The organism is Acidobacteriota bacterium (genome assembly GCA_029861955.1).
In the GTDB taxonomy this organism is placed as follows: Bacteria; Acidobacteriota; Polarisedimenticolia; order Polarisedimenticolales; family Polarisedimenticolaceae; genus JAOTYK01.
In genome coordinates, this window is the sequence record JAOTYK010000037.1 from 1 (window position 1) to 19,184 (window position 19,184).

General features: G+C 61.7%; 14 protein-coding genes. 8 read left to right on the forward strand and 6 right to left on the reverse strand.

Annotation, left to right across the window (positions count from 1 at the left end):
* Positions 1-790, reverse strand: a 790-nt coding sequence (locus OES25_14790; protein MDH3628911.1) for an ABC transporter ATP-binding protein, incomplete at its 3' end; no start/stop codon positions are given.
* The gene (locus OES25_14795) at positions 787-1,200 is read right to left on the reverse strand and encodes a GntR family transcriptional regulator (protein MDH3628912.1); all 414 of its coding nucleotides are present in this window, start codon (positions 1,198-1,200) and stop codon (positions 787-789) included. The genes OES25_14795 and OES25_14790, both read right to left, overlap by 4 nt.
* A gap of 216 nt (positions 1,201-1,416) precedes the next feature.
* Here OES25_14795 and OES25_14800 point away from each other — a divergent pair, with 216 nt between their 5' ends.
* The 3 genes from OES25_14800 (at position 1,417) to OES25_14810 (ending at position 6,072) form a co-directional block, all read left to right on the forward strand.
* Positions 1,417-4,023, forward strand: a complete 2,607-nt coding sequence (locus OES25_14800) for a DUF4388 domain-containing protein (protein ID MDH3628913.1) — start codon at positions 1,417-1,419, stop codon at positions 4,021-4,023.
* Between the two features lie 212 nt (positions 4,024-4,235).
* Positions 4,236-4,637, forward strand: coding sequence for a hypothetical protein (locus tag OES25_14805; protein ID MDH3628914.1), 402 nt, complete (start codon positions 4,236-4,238; stop codon positions 4,635-4,637).
* Between the two features lie 52 nt (positions 4,638-4,689).
* A complete protein-coding gene (locus tag OES25_14810) occupies positions 4,690-6,072 on the forward strand; it encodes an aminopeptidase P family protein (protein MDH3628915.1) in 1,383 nt (460 codons plus the stop codon).
* A gap of 7 nt (positions 6,073-6,079) precedes the next feature.
* Here the strand turns inward: OES25_14810 and OES25_14815 are convergent, their stop codons facing one another.
* Positions 6,080-7,756, reverse strand: coding sequence for an alpha/beta hydrolase-fold protein (locus tag OES25_14815; GenBank protein MDH3628916.1), 1,677 nt, complete (start codon positions 7,754-7,756; stop codon positions 6,080-6,082).
* 85 nt (positions 7,757-7,841) lie between these two features.
* On the opposite strand from OES25_14815, the gene OES25_14820 reads away from it, so the two are divergent.
* Positions 7,842-11,105, forward strand: coding sequence for a PDZ domain-containing protein (locus tag OES25_14820; protein MDH3628917.1), 3,264 nt, complete (start codon positions 7,842-7,844; stop codon positions 11,103-11,105).
* Between the two features lie 111 nt (positions 11,106-11,216).
* The gene (gene msrA / locus OES25_14825; protein MDH3628918.1) at positions 11,217-12,317 is read left to right on the forward strand and encodes a peptide-methionine (S)-S-oxide reductase MsrA; all 1,101 of its coding nucleotides are present in this window, start codon (positions 11,217-11,219) and stop codon (positions 12,315-12,317) included.
* 9 nt (positions 12,318-12,326) lie between these two features.
* On the opposite strand, the gene OES25_14830 is transcribed toward msrA, so the two are convergent.
* Positions 12,327-12,689 carry a copper-binding protein gene (locus tag OES25_14830; GenBank protein MDH3628919.1) on the reverse strand — a complete coding sequence of 121 codons (363 nt, stop codon included), beginning with the start codon at positions 12,687-12,689 and terminating at the stop codon, positions 12,327-12,329.
* Positions 12,690-12,712: 23 nt separating this feature from the next.
* Positions 12,713-13,498 carry a CPBP family intramembrane metalloprotease gene (locus OES25_14835; GenBank protein ID MDH3628920.1) on the reverse strand — a complete coding sequence of 262 codons (786 nt, stop codon included), beginning with the start codon at positions 13,496-13,498 and terminating at the stop codon, positions 12,713-12,715.
* Between the two features lie 162 nt (positions 13,499-13,660).
* Here OES25_14835 and OES25_14840 point away from each other — a divergent pair, with 162 nt between their 5' ends.
* The 3 genes from OES25_14840 to OES25_14850 are packed head-to-tail and all read left to right on the forward strand — an operon-like array spanning position 13,661 to position 15,830.
* Positions 13,661-14,182 carry a hypothetical protein gene (locus OES25_14840; protein ID MDH3628921.1) on the forward strand — a complete coding sequence of 174 codons (522 nt, stop codon included), beginning with the start codon at positions 13,661-13,663 and terminating at the stop codon, positions 14,180-14,182.
* Positions 14,183-14,210: 28 nt separating this feature from the next.
* Positions 14,211-14,561, forward strand: a complete 351-nt coding sequence (locus tag OES25_14845) for a YciI family protein (protein ID MDH3628922.1) — start codon at positions 14,211-14,213, stop codon at positions 14,559-14,561.
* A gap of 9 nt (positions 14,562-14,570) precedes the next feature.
* Positions 14,571-15,830: an RNA polymerase sigma factor gene (locus tag OES25_14850; protein MDH3628923.1), complete on the forward strand. Its 1,260-nt coding sequence runs from the start codon at positions 14,571-14,573 to the stop codon at positions 15,828-15,830.
* On the opposite strand, the gene OES25_14855 is transcribed toward OES25_14850, so the two are convergent.
* Entirely contained in the window at positions 15,827-19,129 is a 3,303-nt protein-coding gene (locus OES25_14855; GenBank protein MDH3628924.1) for a serine protease, read from the reverse strand. The genes OES25_14850 and OES25_14855 overlap by 4 nt on opposite strands.
* Positions 19,130-19,184: the final 55 nt, after the last annotated feature.

The following is a 19,184-nucleotide window of genomic DNA, read 5'->3' on the forward strand; positions in this document are numbered from 1 at the left end:
TCGCCGGATCGAAGTCCGCGACCGTCAGCATCGCCGAGTGCGAGTTACGATCGACCCGCAGCGGGTTCTCGATGGGGAAGGTCGTCGGGACGTCGCTGTCGTAGACGACCCGCAGCTTCTTCACCGTCTGTTTGACCTCATCCAGCGACCCGGTCCAGCGAAGGGTTCCCTTGTGGAGGATCGCCAACCGATCGGCGACCCGCTCCATCTCATGCAACAGATGGGTCGAGAAGAAGACCGCGCCGCCCTCGTTCTGGACGTTGGCGATGACGACCTCTAGAAACTCGTGGCGAACAACCGGATCGAGACCCGACGTCGGATCGTCGAGGATCAGAACCTTGGGGCGCGGCGCCAACGCCATCACCAGGCCAACCTTGGACTGCATCCCCCGGGATAGATCCTGGAGTTTGCGCTTCCGCGGAAGGTCCAGCTGCTTGACTAAAGACGCCTCCAGAGCCCCATCCCATTCGGGATAGAACGCACGGTTGAAACGGAGGATCTCGTCGACGGTCATCCACGGGTAATAGGTCGGCTCTTCCGGTAGATAGCCCACCTGTCGTCGAACCGCGACCGAGTCCCGCACCGAGTCCAAACCCATCACCGACAGTTGGCCCGCGGTGGGTCGCTGTAGGTTCAGTAACGTTCGGATGGTTGTCGTCTTGCCGGCGCCGTTCTGGCCGAGAAAGCCAAAGATGGACCCCTCGGGAACCGTCAAGGTCAAGTCGTCTACGGCGCGTGTCTTGCCGTAGTCCTTGCTGAAGCCAACGATCTGAATGGCAGGTTGACTCATGCCGGATCCTCTTTCTTGTCTCTGTTGTCGTCGGGTGTGAATCGCTTGAGACGCTCTTCCAGAATGGGTGGCATCTCGTCGAACGGGATCTCCAGGTGGTAGGCCTCGACGATCGATCGGTCGAGGCTGCGCTCCAGTCGTCGGACCCGTTCCTCGTGGGACCACGGCGCGCCGCCCTCGGCGACGACGGTCCCCTGCCCCTGACGGCTGGCCAGGATCCCCTCGGCCTCCAGGGTCTGGTAGGCCTTGGAGGCGGTGTTGCGGTTGATCCTCAGGTTGACGGCGAGCTCTCGCACCGAAGGCATCGGATCGCCTGGGCGGAGAGCACGGCTGGCGATCAGCGCCTTGATCTGGTCGACAACCTGCGCGTAGATCGGAACCGCGTCGGTGGGGTCGATGCGTAGGTCCATGGGAGGGGCCTCGGACGGACAGCTGGTTCTTACGGGGATTCGTCGATCCACTGTCCTAATGTCATAGGACAGTATAGGGACTGATCTGCCGGTCGTCAAGCCACAGTTCACGTCGCCTCGCTTGACCGACGGCAAACCCCGCCTCAGATTGGACTCCAGGACAGGGTTCTCTTCATTAAGGGAGGAATCCTTCCGTAGGACACAGGTGCGGGAAAGATGACAGCCACCATCGATCGCGACTCTCGCGAGGCACTGGACGAATTCCGGCGCTATCTCTCCGACGAGATCGCACCCTTGATGGTGCTGGATGCGATGGAGCACCTACTGACATCGCCGCCGCAGCTTGTGGCCAACATGATCCGCAACTGGATCGATGGACAGATCCACGCCCCCGGGCAACCGATCGTCGCCGCCGACTACCTCCATCACGCGGTCAAGAAGATCTACCTGATGGCGGAGTTCGAGCTGATCGACGTCGATAAGCTGAAGGCGTACCTGGAAGAACTCGGACGACTGGTCATTGCGATCTGTCCCGAACCCGACCGACGCAGCCTCATCGACAATCTGAACCGGATCGGTGAGGGTGACGACGGGATCGTCGGACAGGTAAAGGTGTTGCACGGTCGCTCGACCGCAGCAAGCGGCGCTGCCGGTGTCGCAGCCGCCACGGCGCCTGCTCAGGCGGTCGGACTCCCGCAGCAGATGTCGCCAGGCGCCGGGTCGCAACCGAACGTCGCCGTAACGACGCCTGCCTCGGTATCTCCGACACCGAACATCGCGGCCGCCCCATCGATGCCGATGGCCCCGGCTGTCGAGAGCGATGAACTGTCGCCGGATGTCGTGCGAGGGCTTCGACGCTTCAGCGCGCTGGTCGACCGTCTCGAGACCGTCGGAACCGAGACCCCTGCGGCAACCGGCGGGACACAGAGTTCCCGTGAGCAGGTGCTGACCCAGGCGCTCGCATCTGCGGCGTTCAGTGCCCAATCCGAAGAGGAACTCACCGGCCACATGGACCGTCTGGTGAAACTCGGTCTCGACGCCAGTGTCGACAAAGTTTTCCGTCAGCTGGGCAGCATCTTGCCGGGCTGGTCTGTCCCGGTCCCGACAGGAGACGCGGGCGGCGAGACCATCACGCCGGGCGCACGTCCGGTGGAGGCGATGCATCGCCTGGTCACGATGGCGCCTAGCGCCCGGGAATCGGGCAAACGATTCAACGAGCTGGTGGCCAGCGCCGTCGAACAGTTCAACGACGGCCATCTGGCCCAGTCCCGAACCATGTTCGAACTCTCCGGCCGTCTGATCAAGGAAGGATCCGTGGACAACGAGATCGCCGCTGCGGTCCAGCGTGAAGCCCACGCCAATCTGTCCCAGAACTACCTGCGTCGCTTCTCGGAAAGCACCGACCGGCGCCCGCTGTTGAAAACGATCCTCGATTTCTTTCCTGCGCTGTCGCCGATCAGTCTGCTGGATCAGCTGTTCGAGGAACCGAAGCGCGACCGGCGAAAACTCCTGCTGGCTCTACTCGAAACCCACGGAGCGGACGGCCGGTCGGCTTCGTACCAACGACTCGTGGACTGGCTCGATGCGGAGCAACGAGACCCCAAAGGTTTCTACACTCGCAATCTGATCTTTCTGCTCCGGCGTATTCCCCGTCCGGCGGACTGCGATCGTGACGCCGAGATGGAGAAGTTGGTCCAGATCGCGGATTGGGGCCGACCGATCATTCAGGTTCGGGAGGTGATCACGGCGGCGGCTCAGTTCGACAAGGATCACGCCGAGGAGTTCCTGATCACGAAGCTGACCGAGTTGGAGACGGCACTCATCGAAGATGCGTGTGAGCCCTACGTCGTGGATGACGTTGCCAACCTGGTCGAACGCGCGGTCTCCTCGCTCATCCGCTGTGGATCGTCCAGCGCGATGCGGTGTGCAGTCGAACACGGATTCAGGACGGAACCTCAGCTCGGTGACGCTCACGCCAGGCTTCGAGAGTTGGGGACGCAAAACCTCGCCGAGGACAGCAGTCTTGTCTCTCGTCTCCTGGATGCCCTGGAGGGCTACCTCCCCATCAAGGTTCTGGGATTCGTGATGCAGCGCCAGAACGAAAAGATCTCTCAGTTGATTCACGCGCTCTCCGGCACCCCGACTCCGGAGGTCAAGGAACTCTTCGAGGAAATCGTCGAGCGATTCTCGGATCAGAATTTCGAGCGCGACGCCTCCAAAGCATTGGAGGCCTTCGGTATCGAGGCCAAGAGCGAAGAAGAGACGGCCGCCAGTCTCACCGGTGATATCGAACTGTTCGGGCTGCCAAGCCTCCTACAGTCCCTATCGGAATCGAAAGTGACGGGGAGCCTGTCTCTGACCGATCGCGACAACAAACCGATCTCACGATTGGTTCTGGACAAGGGACTGCTGGTGAACTGCAGGTACGGTCGCCTGAAGGGCGAGATCGCGTTCTACCAGATCTTCGAGATCCCGGTCCCCGGCAACTTCATGTTCAAGCGTCAGCGAGAACTGGCGTCCAAGACGAGTACGCTCCACAAACCGATCGAGATCATGCCGGCGGTCCTGGAGGCGATGCGTCGTTACGACGAATTCCAGCAAGCGCGCGCGCTTGTTCCCGACGAAGCCGTCTACGGCTGGTCGGGGGACAAACCAAGCCGTCCACATGATGAGCCGGATCCCTCGTTCACCAAGAGCGTGTGGATGATGGCGGCCAAGGGCGCGACTCCGGTTGAGTGTGAGACGGCCCTGGAGTGCGACTCCTATCGCATTCGACGTCTGTTTGCGCATTGGGTCGAAAGCGGAGCGATCCAACCGGCCTGATCGCCGCGGGTAAATGTCGTTTTCGTCACTGCGCTGACGAGATCGTAATCTCATAGGGGCGCCGCACGGGAAAACGAGACGTAAACCACGACAAATTCACTATCTGATCTTGCCGATTCCCCTTCGAATCGTAACATTTGAGGGTGGGGCTGCCCGAAAGCTGAGGACTCATGGCAAGCGTTGCAGCTCAATGCAAGAAATGTCGAACTCGTATGACGGCAAACTCCGTGCGCTGTTTCGCCTGCGGCACCCGAGTCCAGAGCGGTGGTCCCCCGGCGGTCCCATCGACGAACGCCATCGATCGCCAGCCGAGGCCGCGCAAGAAGGGCAACACTCCGAATAAACAGAAGAACTGGTGGGAGTACGACCTCGACGATGTGCAAAAAGAGATCCTGGCCGCTGCCGCTAGAGGCAACACCATCTATGTCTACGGAGGTGAGGGATCGATCGAGGGAGAGGTCAAGGCCGGCGACGAACGATTCTATGGCAACGAGGCCGTCGCTGCGGTGGCGAAACTGGTTGAGCCCGGCCTCCTCGAGAAAACCGACGACGATTGCTTCGAACTGACCGACGACGGAGCCTGTCTTGCGACGTCGTTGACCCGATCCGCCTAACCTCCCGCGGGGTCTTCTTGCTAGGATGGGGCCTCTCGCCCGAGGAGCACCCATGTCCTACCGATCCGGAAAATTCTCTCCTGTCCTCCTGACCCTCATCGCGATCTTCTGCGTCGGAACGACGTCCGCCGAGTCACCGGTCGACTTCGACCAGGGCCGCGAGATCCGACAGATGCCGTCCATCCAACCGAGACGGGATCGCGTGGCCATCGTCAACCGTGTCCTGACGGATCGATTGGACAACCTGCTTCCGCAATTGATGCGTGAGTCCAACATCGACATGTGGCTCGTGCTCAATCGGGAGTACGCCGAAGATCCGGTCTTCTTCTCCTTGGTACCCGAACCGATCTTCGCGGCCCGACGCACGACCATGCTGGTCTTTCATGACCGCGGCGAGAAAGACGGCGTCGAGCGATTGACGGTCAGTCGCTACCCGCTTGAGGACCTCTACGAGGCGGCCTGGGAAGGCGGCGACCTCGAGGAGCAGTGGCATCGTCTGGCAGAGGTGATCGCCGAGCGAGACCCCAAACGGATCGCCGTCAACACCAGTCGCGACTGGCCGCTGGCCGATGGACTAACGGCCGGGTTGGACACGCGTTTACGCGACGCGCTGGGCACGGAGTACGTGAAGCGCCTCGTACCTGCCGAATCCCTGGTGATTCGTTGGCTCGAGACCCGAACAGCCCTGGAGATGGAGCTCTATCCTCAGGTCGTCGCGATCGCCCGTCGCGTGATTGCCGAGGCCTTCAGTGATCAGGTAATCACCCCGGGTGCCACCACCACGGCCGATGTGGCCTGGTACATCCGACAGCGTTTCCACGACCTGGACCTGGAGCCCTGGTTCCAACCCTACGTCAACGTTCAGCGACGAGGTGTGATCGATGAACGCGATGCGCCGTTCTTCGGCAATGGTGACACCCGCATCCTTCGTGGAGATGTCCTCCACACCGATGTCGGTATCTGCTATCTGAGGCTCTGCACGGACACCCAGGAGATGGGCTACGTCCTGCGGGTCGGCGAGACGGATGTTCCGGAGGGACTCAAGAACGCGCTTGGCGTCGGAAACCGATGGCAGGATCTGCTGACGTCGTCGTTCGTGATCGGCCGGACCGGTAACGAGATCCTGACCACGACGCTGGAACGGGCGAGCAAGGAGTCGATCGTCGCCAGTGTCTACACTCATCCGTTGGGATTCTTCGGGCACGCGGCAGGTCCGACGATCGGCATGTGGGACAACCAGGGGCCGACGCCGATTCGCGGTGACTGGAAGATGCATGCCATGACAGGCTACGCCATCGAAGGCAACATCAAGGCCCCCGTCCCCGAGTGGGACGACCAGTGGGTGCAGATCAAGCTCGAACAGAGTGCCGTCTACGACGGCGAGACGGTCCAGTATCTCGCCGGTCGTCAGACCCGCTGGCACGTGGTGCCGTAGGTCCGCCCTACGGCCACCAGGACATGTCGCCGGACTCCGGCGCCGACGAACGGATATGTTCGGCGAACACGAGCATCTGATACAGAGTCGGATGGAGCCCCTTCTCGTCCGGAACCCCCGTGTAGCAATGGGGTTCGTTGTCGCCGTAGTCGAACTCGCCGGCGTAGTACGGACCGTTGTCCGGCTCGGCCGTGCTCTCCAGAAATTCCTCCAGCATCGTTGCCGCCGTCTCGAGGTAGAACGTGTCCTTGGTCCCCATCGTAAGGTGGATCTTGCCCACCAGGGACGGACCCACGTCCTTCCAGTGACGCTGCAGGTAGGCGTTCAGGTCGAAGTTCTCACGCCAGTACCGGGCCACGTCGGGATCGATCTTCCCGGTTTGCGGTTCCCAGAGTTCTGCGGGGTATCCGTCCTCTGCGACCGGCCCGAACGCGGCGTGAAAGGCATCCAGTTGGCCTCCGGAGCGACCCCGTGTGCCAAGAACCTCTTCGTGGCGGTCGAAATCGCGGACCGTGATGAAGGGCATCCCGTTCGGCTGCCGTCCCAGCGGACGGTCAACCTTCTTGAACGAGCCGCCCGCGAAATAGGCGTTGGACCCGTCATAGACATCGATCAACTGGAACGCGTGGAAATCCACCGGATCCGGACAGTAGCTCCAGACCCCCCCGAAGAATTCCGGGTAGAAGATCTGCTGCGCCAGGCTCATCCAACCACCCGTGGAGCCCCCGTACACGACACGAGACCACGACTCTCCGATGCCACGCACCTGTTCCTCGACGTACGGGTAGAACTCGTGTATCAACGCGTCGCCATAGGGTCCGGTATTGGCGCTGTTGATGCCGTAGGAGTCGTCGTAGTACGGCGTCGCATGCTGGGTCAACACGACCACCATCTTCGGAACACGACCGCTGATCCAGTGCTGGTAGAACTCGTGGTTCGACTGGACCCACCGACGCCAACCACCGCGCATCGTTTCGTCAGGAGGTGTCTCGCGGAAGAACTGGACGCCACTGGGAAAGTGCCCCTGGTTGTAGAGGACCGGGTAACGCATCTCCGTCTCTTCGTCGAACCCCTCGGGCAGCAGTACGATCGCGCTGATGTAGATTGGCGTTCCCCAGAACTCCGTCAGCATCTCGCTCTTCATTCGAAGACGACGGACATACTTCGTATCTTCCACTGGTTCGATAGGGGGAATCGTCTGAGTCAAACTTAGACTGACTTGCGAATCGCCCCCTAGGGTCACGGTCCGCGGTTCGCTGTAGAGATTCCCCGGGGATCGACTCCAGTCCTGCCCTTCGCCGTTGTCCGCCGGCAACTTCAGTCGCTTGCCATCGGCCCGCTGAAACGTCTCGTAGACATGAAGGACGGCCTGAAGGTGATACTCCCCCGCCGGAATATCTTTCAGACTATCGAGCGGGTGCCCCAGAATCTTCTCATCGAAGACGATCGGCTGCCCCGGCTTGAGGTCGTCGACATCGACCCCGAAGATCTGCGCAGTGCGCATCCCCCAACTCACATGCTGACGCGGTTCGCCACGGTCACGTTCCGAGACGATGAGGAGCAGGCGTCCATCGACGGGCTTGTCGACGACTCCTTCTTCCATCTCGATCGTCACGACGGGTGCCGCGACGATCGCGGCGAAAGCGAGAAAAACAGCGAGACCGGCCAGGATGATTCTTTGCATGGGCCAAGGGTAAGTGATTGGGGCTTGATTCGCGACCTCCAGCCGTGCAGGCTGGACCATCCCCCGCGCAAAAAGGAGCGTTCTCGTGTGTCGTCGAACTGAAATCGTTCTGCTCGTCGTTGTCCTTCTCCTCCTGGTCCTGCCGGCCGGCGCCGACGAGCAAACACGGCTATTCCGCAATCCCGCCATCGGCGAGCGTCATGTCGCCTTCGTCTACGCGAACGACATCTGGGTCGTCGATCGGGGCGGCGGCGATGCGCGACGCCTGACTACATTCCACGGCGCAGAGACAGAGCCTCACTTCTCTCCGGACGGGATGACGGTTGCCTTCTCGGGTCAGTACGACGGCAATACCGACGTCTACATCGTGCCGGTGACCGGTGGCGAACCGAAGCGTCTGACCTGGCACCCGACGGCGGACACGGTCAGTGGTTGGACGGGCGACGGAAACTCGGTGCTGTTCAACTCGGGGAGAATCAACGCTCCCCGACCGTGGCCTCGTCTCTGGACGATCTCGGTGGACGGCGGCATGCCGACGCAGCTTCCGATCCCAAGAGCGGTCGACGGCGCGTACTCCCCGGACGGAAAACAGATCGCCTACGAGAAACTGAATGTCTGGGACGGCGAATGGCGAAACCACCGCGGCGGTCAGGCCCAACCGATCCGGGTGTTGGATCTCAAGAGCCACGCCGAGCAGGATCTTCCATGGGAGGGCAGCAACGACATCGCTCCCGTGTGGATCGACGACTCCATCTTCTTTCTCAGTGACCGGGACTGGGCGATGAACGTCTGGTCGTATGACACCGGCTCGCAAGAGCTTGAGCAGCGCACCCACTTCAAGGAGATGGATTGCAAACGGTTGGAAGGTGGCGCTGGTCGACTTGTTTTCGAGAATGGCGGCCACCTGTACACCATGGATGTGACGGGTGGAAAGGCGAAGAAGTTGGACGTCACGGTGCGGGGCGATTTCCCCGCGGCGCGTCCTCACTGGGAAGACGTGTCGACGATGATCGCCGACTTCGAGCTGTCGCCAACCGGGAAACGCGCCGTCATGGAGGCTCGCGGTGAGATCTTTACGATTCCCGGAGAGAAGGGCGACATCCGCAACCTGAGTCGGGACTCCGGTGCTGCCGACCGTCGGCCAAGCTGGTCGCCGGACGGTCAGAAGATCGCCTGGTTCAGCGATCGTGGCGGAGAGTACGCGCTGGTGCTGACCGACCAGTTCGGCGACGACCGTCGCACCATCGAACTTCCCGACCCGACGTTCTTTTATACGCCGGTCTGGTCCCCGGACTCCCAATCATTGGCCTACGGCGACGCGGATCGCAATCTCTGGATCGTCGATATCGAAAGCGGCAAGTCGAAGAAGATCGGCACCGAGGGCTTCGCTCATCCGGTGCGCCTGATCTATCCCGAGTGGTCTCCCGACTCGCGTTGGATTGCCTATGCCAAGCGACTACCCAGCCAGTACGCGGCGGTCGTCATCTACTCCGTCGAGGATGGGACATCCCATCAATTGACCGACGGTCTATCGAACGCGCACTCCCCTGCGTGGGACGTCGGCGGCAAGCAGCTCTACTTCCTTGCCAGCACCGACTACGGGCTCAACGTCGGCTGGCTGGACATGAGTTCGATCAATCAACGCGTGAACAACTCGATCTACGTCGCCGTGCTGGATCGGGAGTCACCGTCTCCGCTTGCGCTTGAGAGTGACGACGAAGAGGTCGTGGAGGAAGAGACGGAGTCGGAGGATACCGACGAGGAGAGCGATGACGACGAGGAGGCGGACGACGTCCCCGAGGTCACCATCGATTTCGACGGCATCGACCAGCGCGTCCTGGCGCTGGGGGTCCCGGCGCGTCCCTACACCGGCCTATCCGCCGGTGTCGAGGACACGGTGTTCTATGCCGAAGCGATCGACAACCAACCCGGTGTGACCCTACATCGTTACTCCTTCGAGTCCCGGGAAGCCGAGGTTGTTACCAGCGGCATCGTCGGCTTCGACCTGTCCGATGACGGCATGAAGCTCCTGGTGAGACGTCCTCCCAACGCGTTCACACTGTTCGACGCCGTCGGCGCCCCGACACCGGGGGAGGGTGCGCTGGATCTATCGGCGATGCGCATGAAGGTCGACCCCGCCGCCGAATGGAAGCAGCTGTTCCTCGAGTCCTGGCGTTTCCAACGCGACTACTTCTACGTGGATAACGTCCACGGATTGGATCTGGAGTGGGCACGCAAGGCCTATGGCGAGTGGGTTTCGCACGTCCGACATCGCGCCGACCTGACCTACGTCCTGGATATCCTCGGTGGCGAGACGGCCGTCGGCCATTCCTTCACGGGTGGCGGCGACACGCCGGACGTCGAGACCGTCCCGGGTGGCCTTCTCGGCGCCGACTTCGACATCGACCGTGGACGCTTTCGTATCGACAAGATCTACAATGGTGAGAACTGGAATCCAGGACTGAAGTCTCCCCTTTCGGGTCCGGGGATCGACGCAGCGGTTGGTGACTATCTCCTGGCCGTTAACGACGTCGAATTGAAGGCCGGCGACAACCTCTACCGATTGTTCGATCGCACGGCCGGAAGTCGCACGCGACTCTCGCTCTCGAAGAGCACGAAGATGGCCGACGCCCGCCAGGTCACGGTGGTCCCCGTCGCCAATGACGGTGGCCTCAGAACGCGCGACTGGGTCGAGAGCAATCGCCGCAGAGTCGATAAACTCTCCGACGGCAAACTGGCCTACGTCTGGATTCCCGATACCGGAGGCGGTGGCTACACCAGCTTCAATCGAAACTTCTTCGCCCAACAACACAAGAAGGGCGCCATCATCGATGAGCGCTACAACCACGGCGGTTCGATCGCCGACTACATTGTCGATCTGCTCTCGCGAGATCTTCTTGGTTACTTCAACAACCCGATCGGCGATCGGCAACCGTTCACGGCTCCGAACGCGGCGATATGGGGTCCCAAGGTGATGCTGATCAACGAGATGTCCGGGTCCGGTGGCGACATGCTGCCCTACATGTTCCGCAAGAAAGAGATCGGACCGTTGGTCGGAACTCGGACGTGGGGTGGGCTTGTCGGTATCTGGGATGTTCCCGGGCTGATCGACGGTGGCTTCATCACCGCACCGCGTGGAGGCTTCTACGACACCGAGGGCAACTGGGCCGTCGAGAACGAGGGCGTTCCGCCGGATGTCCATGTCGAGCAAACGGCGAAGCTCGTCAATCAGGGTCACGACCCCCAGTTGGAGACGGCGGTGGAAATCGCGCTCGAGCTGTTGAAAACCGAGGGAATTCAGCTGCTGCCGCAGCCGGAGGATCCGGTACGGACTCGGCGCCCGAAGTAGGCGGCAGGCCCGGGACCGTCCTGCGTGGAATAATGGAGTTGCCGTAAGTTGTTCCCTGGATGACCACGGATCACTCCGCCAATAGGGACGAGGTAATCGATGCTCCGCCAGATGAATCACACTGTCCTGCGAACCTTCGGCATCGTCCTGCTGGTCTTCGTGCTTCCGGCGTGTATCTCGCTCGGCTGTGCCAATTCCCGGGCGAAGGACAAGTCGGGCGATTCCGTCGCCACGTTCGCCGGCGGCTGCTTCTGGTGCATCGAGTCGGCATTCGACGACGTCGAGGGCGTCGTCAGCGCGGTTTCCGGCTACACCGGCGGGAGCTTCCCCAATCCGACCTACAAGGACGTCTCCTACGGCAAGACCGATCACCTCGAGGCGGTCCAGGTTCGATTCGATGCCTCACGGATCTCGTATCGAGAACTTCTCGACATCTTCTGGCGACAGATCAATCCGACCGATGATGGCGGGCAGTTTGCCGACCGCGGCAGTCAGTACCGCACGGCAATCTTCGTGCATGACGACGATCAACGTGCGGCGGCCGAGGCGACAAAGAAAGCGATCGCCGAAGGAGGTCGCTTCGATGGCCCCATCGTCACGCCCATCGTGGAGGCCACCCGGTTTTACGAAGCCGAGGAATACCATCAGGACTACCACGTCAAGAATCCGACAGCCTACAAGCGCTATCGCGATGGGTCCGGCCGCACCGGATTTCTGCAGTCGATCTGGGGAGACACGAAGCCCCAGGCGGCTGGGTCGGAGTCATTCGTCAAACCCGATGACGAGACCCTCCGGCGCAAACTGACGCCGGAACAGTACCGGATCACGCAGCAAGCCGGCACCGAATACCCCTTCAGGAACGAGTACTGGGACAACAAGGCCGCCGGCATCTATGTCGACGTGGTCAGCGGTGAGGCGTTGTTCAGTTCCACGGACAAATTCAAGAGCGGCACCGGGTGGCCTAGTTTTACCCGGCCCATCGACGAGAACAACGTTGTCGAACGAGATGACTTCACGCTTGGGGGCGCTCGTGTCGAGGTTCGTAGTCGCGCGGCCGACAGCCACCTGGGACATCTCTTCCCCGATGGCCCTCCGCCGACCGGGCTTCGTTATTGCGTCAACAGTGGTTCGCTGCAGTTCGTGCCCGTCAAACGACTGGAGGCCGAAGGCTACGGCAAGTTCCTTAGCCTGTTCGAGAACGATTCCAGATAGTCCGGTCGGTCAGGGAGCCAGCGAGAGCTCCGTTTCCGTTGGAAGCGGCTGAATGTTGCGGACATAGGAACGTTTTGTGGCCATGACAAGCTCGAATCCGATCTTGTCACCGACCGCCAAACCGGCGCTCTCATCCGGGTCGCCGACGTCGAACGGCATCGTCATGGCGTCCATGAAGTCCGGCATCTCCTCGTGAGCGATGATCAACCGGGCCCCCTCTTCCTCGATGGCCTGGACAACGCCTCGGGAGGCGTGGACCGACACGATCGTCTCTTCGACCGGTTCCGGGGACGATTCAGGCGGCTCGCCGCAACCGACGATCAGAAGAAGACCCATCATTCCAACAAGCGTTGCGCTACGACCCGAACGCATGGCGAACCCTCCAAAACAATCGATCAGAACAGACGGAGCATCCAGTCCCAGGCCACAAACTTACTAAAGTCGATGAAGTTATGCAGCACGATGACGACCAGCATACCCCTCGTTCGCTCGTAGACGACACAGAGGAGTAACGACGGAACCATCACGATCGTCGCGGAAGTCAGGAGACTCCCGAGGATCGCCAGCGGGTCGGTCTGCAGCCACTCGGTATGCCACAGACCAAACAGCAGCGCGGCGAGCAGGGTGCTCTTCCGGATCGTAAAGCGGCCTTTCCCGTACACCTTGTCGTAGCCGCGATCCAACACGTTCTGCAGGAGTCCCCGCCCCAGTAACTCCTCGGCGAACCCGACCAGCACGGCGAAGTAGATCAGGACCGCCAGCAGGCGGGCCGACGACTCTCCCGCCAGGACCATGGTCAAAGGATTGCGACTGAGGGTCGTCGCCGCTTCGTTGCCCTCGGGAGCCAACTGCAATAGCGCCATCAGTCCGGCCCAGAAGACCAACCAGACGATAAACGTCGCGCCACACGTGACAAGCAGCCACGTCAGCGACCGACGACCGGCCGTCCACCAACGAATGCCGAGACTGGCCAGGCTCTCCCGATAGACCCAGCGGATCACCAGATATGGAAACAGGGCTCCGGCCAAGAACCCAGGAATCGCGACCGCCAGCAGCGGAGGAAGACGGTCACGAAAACCGCTGGACACGAGGAAAAGATGGGCCCCCTCCGCCAGGATTCCGCTGATGAACGTCAGCAGGGCCAGAAACCAAAACGAGGTGAGATACGGGCGCTTTTCCATGGTCAGCGGAGCGTAGCACGGCTGGGTAGGCGTTCGCGGTACGATGGGACCGCACCGGCCGAAACAAAAAAGTTTAGACGAACTGTCGATCTGAGGGTCGTCGTTCGTCATACCCCCGAGGCGGGGCCCCTGTCGGGCTCTCGCATGGAAGGAGACCGAAGAATGAAACGACGAATTGGATGGATCATCGTGGCCTTGCTTATCAGCTCGCTGGCGTCACCCATACTGGCCGACGAGATGGATCACAAACCCGCGCCGCCCGCGGATGCACGCTTCGAATTCCTGAAGAGCCTCGCGGGTCAGTGGACCGCCGACGGCGAGCATCTCTCCGGCGCGTTCGAGTTCAGCATCACGGCCGGCGGCCATGCGGTACAGGAACGAGAAATGATCGGCACGCCCATGGAGATGATGACCGTCTACCACATGCAAGGCGAAGATCTGGTCGCCACCCACTACTGCATGGTCGGCAACCAGCCGCGACTTCTGGCGTCCGAATTGAAGAACACCAATCATCTGGAGTTCGAATGTGACGGCAAGCCGGGCAACACGAAGTCCCACGACGAGGGGCACATCCATAGCTGGACCATGACCCTCAACGACGACGGCTCACTGAAGTACGACGCCGTCATGCACAGCGGCGAAGGGGCAGAGAACTTCAACACCGTCTTGCGGCGGGCAAAGTAACCCCTCACGACTCCCAGGAGAGCATCCCATGCAATACCTACTCTTGATCTACAGCAACGAACACGATGAGCCCCGCCCTGATTCACCAGAAGGCGCTGCCTACTTCCAGGAGTACATGGAGTTCGGAGCGGAGGTCGTCGAGCGCAAACTGCACCTCGGCGGCAATGCGTTGCAGCCCATCGCGACCGCGACTACCGTCCGTGTGCGGGACGGCAAGGCCGTCGCCACCGACGGACCGTTCGCCGAAACCAAAGAACAACTCGGAGGTTACTATCTGCTGGACTGCAAGGATCTGGACGAGGCAATCGAGTGCGCCGGTAAGATCCCGACCTCGCGTCACGGCAGCGTAGAGATCCGTCCGATCCTCCACTTCGACTAGTCGGGGTTGGTGGCACTCACACCGGACCCCTCGCGGACGACCGCCCAGATCGAGGCGGTTGTTCGCGAGCACTGGGGGTACATCCTGGCGACCCTCACGGCGCAGGTGCGCGACCTGCAGGTCGCCGAGGACGTGCTGCAGGATGCCGTTGTCGCGGCACTCCAACGTTGGCCGATCGACGGCACACCGGACAACCCCCGCGCGTGGCTACTCCGTGCCGCTCGAAATCGCGCGATCGACCTGTTTCGTCGTGACCGCCGATTTGAGGATCGTCGGGAAACCCTGATCCGCGATTTCGAGTCTGCTCAGGCACAGGAGCCCGACTCGGTGGAGAACCCCGTGGACGAGCGACTCTCGTTGATGTTCACCTGCTGTCATCCGGCCCTGGCGGGGCCGGCGCAGGTGGCGTTGACGTTGCGGACGTTAGGAGGTCTGACGACCAGCGCCATCGCCCGAGCCTTTCTGACGCCCGAAACGACGATGGCTCAGCGCATCGTCCGTGCGAAGACGAAGATCAAGGCGGCCCGCATCCCCTATCGTGTGCCTCCGCCGGAGCTGTGGCCGGAGCGCCTTCAGGCGGTCCTCTCGGTCGTCTACTTCATCTATAACGAGGGCTACCAGTCGGCGTCGGGTCAGACACTGCAACGGCTGGATCTCTGCGAGGAGGCGATCCGCCTCTCTAGAATCCTGGTCGAGCTCTCGCCCCACGAACCGGAAGCCTCGGGCCTGCTGGCGCTGATGCTCTTGCACCACTCCCGTCGCCAGGCTCGGACGAACGACGGCGAGCAACTCGTCATCCTCGAGGAACAGGATCGATCGCTCTGGGATCAGGACGAGATCCGGGATGGCGACCGTATCCTGCGGGAGGCGCTGGCGAGAGGACGACCGGGACCCTACCAACTACAGGCCGCCATCAGCGCGGTCCACGCCCTCTCCCCGTCGCATGCAGAGACCGACTGGCCGCAGATCGTCGGTCTCTACCGATGCCTCCACGACCTCCAACCCTCGGTGGTCGTCCGACTGAACGAAATCGTGGCGCTGTCTTTCGTCGAGGGACCGGCCGCCGCACTCGAGGCTCTGACGGCGATCGAAGACGAGGACGTGCTACAGCGCTACCAACCGTTTCATGCCGCCCGCGCGGACCTATTCCGACGGTGCGGTCGTCGCGATGAAGCGGCCGCGGCCTACCGTCGTGCCCTCGAACTGAGCGGCAACGACGCCGAACGATCGTTCATGTCCAGACGCCTGGCGGAGCTTGACGAGGCCTAGCGGCAGCTATCCGTGCTGCTCTTGGTCGTTGCGCCACACTGACCGGAAGCGGCAAACCCGCCACGCTCGCCGCCGCCGCCGTCCACGCCCCAGCTTCCCTCGGTTCCGTTGCCGTCGCTGCCGACGACCAGGAAGAACAGGTCGCCCGCCGGCACCGCGTTCCAGCCGTAGCTACCGGATCCGCCCAGGGCGCAAGCGCTACCGCCGATCCCCATGCTCGAGACGTCACTCAACGAACCGAACAACAGGTTGTACGAGGAAGACCCGCAGGTTGAGGCATCCCAGTTGACCTGCAGCGCGTCGCCGTTGGTATCGAGACGTTCGGCGCGGATCGGCTGCGTTCCGTTGTCTCCATCCGGAACCGACGGTGGCTGGGCGTCGGCCGTCGAACAAGCCACCTCAACGTGGGCGATGACCTGAACGTCATCGACGGAGAACCAGCGATCCTGAGTCGCGTCCTGATAATCGAAGCGGACCTGAAATGCGTTGTTTCCTGCGGCCTCAGCCGTAACATCCATGACCTGAGACGCGTTGACGTCGCTGCCGGCGTCCTGCCAGACGGTCTGCCAACTACTCCCGTTGAAGACCTCAACGCTGCCGGATTCGGCGCCATCGTCGTCGTACCACATGTCGAACTCCAACGTCACACTCGTCATATTGGCCAGGGTGACCGGGACGGCTGGCGACGTCATCGTGGTCGACGTCCGTGAGAACAACGGATTGCACTGGTTGTCCGCGATGGCGAAATTGCCGCTGCCACCACTGGGGCGACGCGCCGAGTCTGTACTCTGCGCCCATTCGCCACAGGTGTGAAGACCGGGGCCCGTCGTGACGGTCCAGTCGGAGATATCCGAGGCGTCTTCGAAATCGTAGTTCAGCACGGCGTTGGGGCCGCTACCCGGTCCGTCGGCGAACGCGGACTTCTCGACAACGTTGCCGTCGAAGCCACCGGTCGAGGCATCCTGTGCCTGCACTCGATAATGGAACGTCTCACCGGTCACAAGATCCGCCGAATCGGTAAAGCTGGTTCCGCTGATCCCTGCCGCCACGAGGTTCTCTGCGGTGAGTTGAACGGGGCTATCGGTGTCGCGATAGACGAAGTAGCGGATGGGTCCGGCGCAGACGCCTGTTGCGGCGTTCCAGGACAGATCCACGCCACAGGTCTCGGAATGGGCATTGTCAACCAACTCGACGCCGTCGAAGAACGGCGCGTCAACCATCGTGATCTGACTGTCGCTGCCGTCGAAGATGGCATCGACGCAGGTCGCCGCCGTGACCTGCACGTTGTACGCATGGGGCCCAGTCAACACCGGCGTGTAACTGGCACCGGTGGCTCCCGGGACGGGCACGCCATCGCGCAACCATTGGTACGCGAAATCTCCGCTTCCGCCTGTCGTGACGGCAGAGAGTTGGAATCCTGAGTTCACACACTCGGTCGACGCTTCGGGCTCGACATCGACAAACGGGTTATCCTCGCAAACACTCACCGTCGTACAGGCGCCGCCACCGGGACCCGTCGGAGAACCGGCCAGCAAGTTGAGATTATCGTCCTCGACGCCGTTCGCCAGATCCACGGCGCGCACGACGTAGGCGTAGATTCCGCCGGAGATCAACTGGTCGAAGTCAGTGAAGCTGCTCCCGGCCCAGTGCGTGGCGATTCGATTGGAAGGGCTGGGAATGAAGGAGCCACCAAGGCCACGATAGACGTTGTAGACCACTGGACCGCCACATTCGTCGATCGCTAACGACCACGATAGGTTCAACGTACAAGCGATCTCTGCGGCGTTTGAGACCGACCCGACACCACCGAAGATCGGCTCAAGTGTGCAACTGCCGGTTGCCAACGCGCTGACCTCCGGAGAAGGATCGGACACGCAACTCCCGCCGTCACTACCACTGACAACGTAGTAATAGGTCGCCCCGCCACTGACATCGGTGTCCAGGAAGCTCATGTCCGCACCGCCCGCCACGCCCGGACTTGTGTCGGGAAGCGTTGCGATGATCTCGTAGGGTCCACCCTGAGTGCGCGATCGCTCGACGACGTACTCGATCACGCCGACCACGTCGGCGTCGTTCCACTCAAGAAGAACCTCGTTGTCCCCGGTGACGGTCGCCGCGGCAACAAGCCGGGACGGCCGATCGGCGCAGAGGAACTGCTCGATTTCCGCATAGACCAGGTTGATCGGAACACCCCGGTTCGGACAGTTGGCGCAGTGATGTAACGCAATGACCTTGTGACTGTCTCGTGCCAGCACGGGTGAACCGGATGATCCCCCCTCGGTGTCGCAGTAATAGCCCACGTCGTTGTACCCGGATCCGGAGCACGGCGGACGCGTCGTGGAAAAGACTCGGCAGATGCCACCGGTGTCGCTTCCGTCCGAGCTGAAGATCCCCAACTCCTTGGCGCGACCGCCCGGGTGCTGCGGGATGTAAATCTCTTCGCCGACGATCGCAGCCCGATCGTCGATCTCCAGATAACCGTAGGTCGCCGCCGGATTACCGCTGGTGATCTGAACCAACGCGTAGTCCAGGCCTGCGTTGTCCTGGATCAGCGTGCCGCCGCTAAAGACGACTCCGTCGTGGCAAAGCTGACAATTAAAGTCGGAGCAGTTCGGCGCCTCTGCCATGAACTCGTAGTCGGTGTTCAGTGCGTCGCTGTTGGTCGTGATGCAATGCTCGTTGGTCACCATGAGATCGTCGGGTGAAACCATCCAACCGGTACACAACCCTCCACCGTTGATTAGCAATCGAACCACGGCGCGAGCCTTGTCGTATTCGACGGGATGCGACGACTCGTAGCAGACGGCGTTCTCCTTGTCGTCGCTTCCGCAGATCGCCTGGGTCTCGACACTACCGATGTCCTCAAATCCTGCCGCGAACTCATCGATCTGAAATCCCTGCGCCCCGGATGGGTTGCGGACCCAGAGTCTGAGGGTCAACGTCGATCCCTTGACGTGCTGCCCCCAGAACGTTCCTGCATCGAGTTTGCCGCGGCCGTCGAGGCGATAGGACTGACGACCGTCGGCGTCGCTCACCTCCAGGTAATCGCCGGGCGCCAGCTGGAAGTTCCTGAAGTGAGCTGCCATGTACGTAGCACCCGGGTAGGTCAGGGTGTGCTCCCACGCCAGTCGAAGGCTGCCGTCGGGACTGCCGGTGTAGTCCACCGCATCGTTCAACTCGATGGGGTAGATATTGCCGACCTTGGTCTGGGCCTCGACGTCGCCGCTGACGGTCAGAAACAGGACCAGCGGAACGAGGAAGACAAACCTGGAGATACGGGTGGCGCACAAGACCGACATGGATAGCCCCTCAGCAGCACGAAAGATCAACAGAAGCCCGTATCCATATACCGCG

Coding starts and splice junctions, on each gene's coding strand:
- OES25_14795 (MDH3628912.1), bottom strand. CDS start 1,200: ATGGACCTACGCATCGACCCCACCGACGCGGTTCCGATCTACGCGCAG.
- OES25_14800 (MDH3628913.1), top strand. CDS start 1,417: ATGACAGCCACCATCGATCGCGACTCTCGCGAGGCACTGGACGAATTC.
- OES25_14805 (MDH3628914.1), top strand. CDS start 4,236: ATGACGGCAAACTCCGTGCGCTGTTTCGCCTGCGGCACCCGAGTCCAG.
- OES25_14810 (MDH3628915.1), top strand. CDS start 4,690: ATGTCCTACCGATCCGGAAAATTCTCTCCTGTCCTCCTGACCCTCATC.
- OES25_14815 (MDH3628916.1), bottom strand. CDS start 7,756: ATGCAAAGAATCATCCTGGCCGGTCTCGCTGTTTTTCTCGCTTTCGCC.
- msrA (MDH3628918.1), top strand. CDS start 11,217: ATGAATCACACTGTCCTGCGAACCTTCGGCATCGTCCTGCTGGTCTTC.
- OES25_14830 (MDH3628919.1), bottom strand. CDS start 12,689: ATGCGTTCGGGTCGTAGCGCAACGCTTGTTGGAATGATGGGTCTTCTT.
- OES25_14835 (MDH3628920.1), bottom strand. CDS start 13,498: ATGGAAAAGCGCCCGTATCTCACCTCGTTTTGGTTTCTGGCCCTGCTG.
- OES25_14840 (MDH3628921.1), top strand. CDS start 13,661: ATGAAACGACGAATTGGATGGATCATCGTGGCCTTGCTTATCAGCTCG.
- OES25_14845 (MDH3628922.1), top strand. CDS start 14,211: ATGCAATACCTACTCTTGATCTACAGCAACGAACACGATGAGCCCCGC.
- OES25_14855 (MDH3628924.1), bottom strand. CDS start 19,129: ATGTCGGTCTTGTGCGCCACCCGTATCTCCAGGTTTGTCTTCCTCGTT.